Annotated in this window: 2 protein-coding genes; both read left to right on the top strand. The window is 43.9% G+C overall.

What is annotated here, in order from left to right:
• The coding region (rplL, locus tag DDR33_RS26750; protein ID WP_238387860.1) for a 50S ribosomal protein L7/L12 at positions 1-223 on the top strand (223 nt) is incomplete at its 5' end.
• Between the two features lie 150 nt (positions 224-373).
• The coding region (gene rpoB / locus DDR33_RS18765; protein ID WP_109417346.1) for a DNA-directed RNA polymerase subunit beta at positions 374-4,178 on the top strand (3,805 nt) is incomplete at its 3' end.

Raw genomic sequence — 4,178 nt, 5'->3', positions numbered from 1 at the left:
AGTAGAAGAGAAGACTGCGTTTGACGTAATTTTGAAAGAGGCAGGTGGTCAGAAATTAGCAGTTGTTAAGTTGGTAAAAGACCTTACTGGTCTTGGACTTAAAGAAGCTAAAGATTTAGTAGACGGTGCTCCTAAGGAAGTTAAAACCGGTATCGCTAAAGACGAAGCTGAAGCTCTTAAGAAGTCATTAGAAGAAGCAGGAGCTGTTGTTGAGATTAAATAAGCTCTTCAATCTAATAAAATAATACCTTAGACTCCGGTTATTCACCGGGGTCTATTGTTGTTTGTATTGTACCCATTTTTGTTTGACTTACAAGATTGGGGAGGATCCCGAAATAAGTCACAGTTTATTATAAACTAAAATCTTAATCCATTGGCAAACAAAAATCAAAGCGAAAGAGTAAATTTTGCAACCAGCAAGCATGTAATCGATTATCCCGATTTCCTGGATGTGCAATTGCAATCTTTCAGGGAGTTTTTTCAATTGGAAACAACTTCTGACAACAGACACCAGGAAGGTTTGTTTAAGGTGTTTTCTGAGAACTTCCCAATCTCTGATTCAAGAAATATCTTTGTATTAGAGTTTCTTGATTATTTTATTGATCCGCCGCGTTATGATATTCAGGAATGTATAGAGCGTGGTTTGACTTACAGTGTTCCTCTTAAGGCTAAACTGCGGCTGTCATGTAATGACGAGGAGCATGAAGATTTTGAAACAATCGTTCAGGACGTATATCTGGGTACTATCCCTTATATGACACCTAAAGGAACGTTTGTTATTAACGGTGCAGAGAGGGTGATCGTGTCTCAGTTACACAGATCGCCGGGTGTGTTCTTCGGTCAGAGCCGTCATACCAATGGTACTAAGTTATATTCTGCACGTGTAATTCCATTTAAAGGTTCATGGATCGAATTTGCAACAGACGTGAATAACGTGATGTATGCCTATATCGACCGTAAAAAGAAGTTCCCTGTAACCACCCTGCTTCGTGCGATAGGCTACGACTCAGATAAGGATATCCTTGAGTTGTTTGAACTTGCCGACGAAGTGAAAGTGAGTAAATCCGGGCTTAAAAAATATGTAGGCCGTAAGCTTGCTGCAAGGGTATTGAAGAAGTGGGTAGAGGATTTTGTTGATGAGGATACAGGAGAAGTAGTTTCAATTGACCGTAACGAGATTATTCTCGAGCGTGAAACAATACTTGAAGACGATCACATCGATATGATCATTGATGCAGGAGTTAAGAGTGTTATCCTGACTAAGGAAGATGCTTCTAACAATGCTGATTATTCGATTATATATAATACTCTGCAGAAGGATACATCCAATTCAGAGAAAGAAGCGGTAGAGCATATCTATCGCCAGTTACGTAACGCCGAACCACCAGATGAAGAGACCGCAAGGGGGATCATTGACCGCTTGTTCTTCTCTGATAAGAGATATGATCTGGGAGATGTAGGCCGTTACCGTATCAACCGTAAGCTAAAGCTTGCAACATCAGAAGAAACCAAAGTCCTCACCAAGGAGGACATCATTGCGATTGTTAAATATCTGATTAAGCTGATCAATTCGAAGGCTGAGGTGGATGATATCGATCACTTGTCAAACCGTCGTGTACGTACTGTTGGTGAACAGCTGTATGCTCAGTTCGGTGTTGGTCTTGCCCGTATGGCACGTACTATACGTGAACGTATGAATATCCGTGACAACGAGGTCTTTACGCCTACTGATCTGATCAATGCCCGGACATTATCGTCTGTGATCAATTCATTCTTCGGAACGAATCAGTTATCTCAGTTCATGGATCAAACAAATCCATTGGCTGAAATTACGCATAAACGCCGTCTTTCTGCGCTTGGCCCTGGTGGTCTTTCGAGAGAGCGTGCCGGTTTTGAGGTACGCGACGTTCACTATACTCACTACGGCCGTTTATGTACTATTGAAACTCCTGAAGGTCCGAACATCGGGTTGATCTCATCTCTCTGTGTGCACGCCAAGATTAATAACCTCGGTTTTATCGAGACTCCTTACCGTCGTGTTGAAGAAGGAAGGGTAGTGGTTGAAGAACCTGTTATCTATTTGTCTGCTGAGGATGAGGACGGAAAGACTATAGCGCAGGCTAATGCGCAGTATGATGAGAAGGGTAACTTCGAAACTCCGCGGGTAAAGGCACGGTTTGAAGGTGACTTTCCGGTTATTGAGCCTGAAAGGCTTGACCTGATGGACGTTGCTCCGAACCAGATCACGTCTATTGCGGCGTCGCTGATCCCATTCCTTGAACATGATGACGCTAACCGTGCCCTGATGGGTTCGAACATGCAGCGTCAGGCAGTTCCTCTGCTCCGTCCGGAGTCTCCTATTGTGGGTACAGGCCTTGAAGGCAGAGTAGCCCGGGATTCCCGCACGCTGATCAACGCAGAAGGAAGTGGTGTCGTTGAATATGTTGATGCAAATGAGATCCGTATTCAATATGACAGAAGTGAAGACGAGCGGCTGGTTTCTTTTGAAGGAGAAACCAGGTCTTACAGCTTAATCAAGTTTAAGAAGACGAATCAAAGTACTTGTATCAACCTGAAGCCGATCGTTAAGAAGGGACAGAGGGTAGAAAGAGGCCAGGTTCTTTGTGAGGGATATGCTACCCAGGATGGTGAGCTTGCACTTGGAAGAAACATGAAAGTGGCATTCATGCCATGGCAGGGGTATAACTTTGAGGATGCGATTGTGATTTCTGAGCGTGTTGTATCTCAGGATATCTTTACCTCCCTTCATATTGAAGAGTTCGAGCTGGAAGTTCGTGATACTAAACGTGGTGAAGAGGAGCTTACTCCTGATATCCCTAACGTTTCTGAAGAAGCGACTAAAGATCTGGATGAAAACGGTATTATCCGCATCGGAGCTGAAGTAAAAGAAGGGGATATCCTGATTGGTAAGATTACTCCTAAAGGCGAGTCTGATCCTTCACCGGAAGAGAAGCTTCTCCGGGCGATCTTCGGAGATAAAGCAGGCGACGTGAAAGATGCATCGCTGAAAACTCCTCCTTCTATCAGTGGGGTTGTAATTGATACAAAGTTGTTCTCCCGTGCAAAGAAGACATCGAAGGCGGAAGAAAAGGCTCAGCTGGATAAGCTGGATTCAGCTCACGACAGGGCTGTTAAGCATTTGAAAGACAATCTGGTTGACAAGCTGTTTACCATCGTAAATGGTAAGACATCCCAGGGAGTATACAATGTCTATAAGGAGCTTCTTATACCAAAAGGTGCGAAGTTTACTCAAAAGATGCTTGTGGATCTTGAGTACACAAATATCAATCCGACCAAGTGGACTACAGACGATGATAAGAATGAGCTGATCAAGCAATTACTTCACAACTATAATATTAAGCTGAACGAAGAGCTTGGTGCTTATAAACGTGATAAGTTTGCTATCAGCGTGGGGGATGAACTTCCTTCTGGTATCGTTCAGATGGCCAAGGTTTACATTGCGAAGAAGCGTAAACTTAAAGTAGGGGATAAGATGGCAGGACGTCACGGTAATAAGGGTATAGTTGCCCGTATCGTACGTGATGAGGACATGCCTTTCCTTGAAGACGGAACCCCTGTAGATATTGTCCTTAACCCACTTGGGGTACCTTCGCGTATGAACCTTGGACAGATTTACGAAACTGTGCTTGGATGGGCCGGAAAAGAACTGGGACTTAAGTTTGCTACTCCGATCTTTGATGGTGCTACACATGAAGAGGTGGAAGATTGGGTTGCTAAAGCTGGCGTACCTGCTTCAGGGCGGACTTATCTCTACAACGGATTAACAGGCGAACGTTTTGACCAGCCAACAACTGTAGGCATTATTTACATGCTGAAACTGGGGCACATGGTTGATGATAAGATGCACGCCCGTTCTATCGGACCGTACTCTCTTATTACTCAGCAACCCCTTGGTGGTAAAGCTCAGTTTGGTGGTCAGCGTTTTGGGGAAATGGAAGTTTGGGCATTGGAGGCATTTGGTGCATCTAATATCCTTCAGGAAATCCTCACCGTTAAATCGGATGATGTTGTCGGTCGTGCCAAAACATACGAAGCTATTGTGAAAGGTGAAAACCTGCCAACTCCGTCTGTTCCGGAATCATTCAACGTATTGGTTCATGAATTAAGAGGATTGGGACTGGATATCACACTGGATT

Source organism: Pararcticibacter amylolyticus, assembly GCF_003130405.1.
In the GTDB taxonomy this organism is placed as follows: Bacteria; Bacteroidota; Bacteroidia; order Sphingobacteriales; family Sphingobacteriaceae; genus Arcticibacter; species Arcticibacter amylolyticus.
Note: the sequence above shows the minus strand (reverse complement) of the source record. Positions and strands in the feature narration are given on the sequence as shown.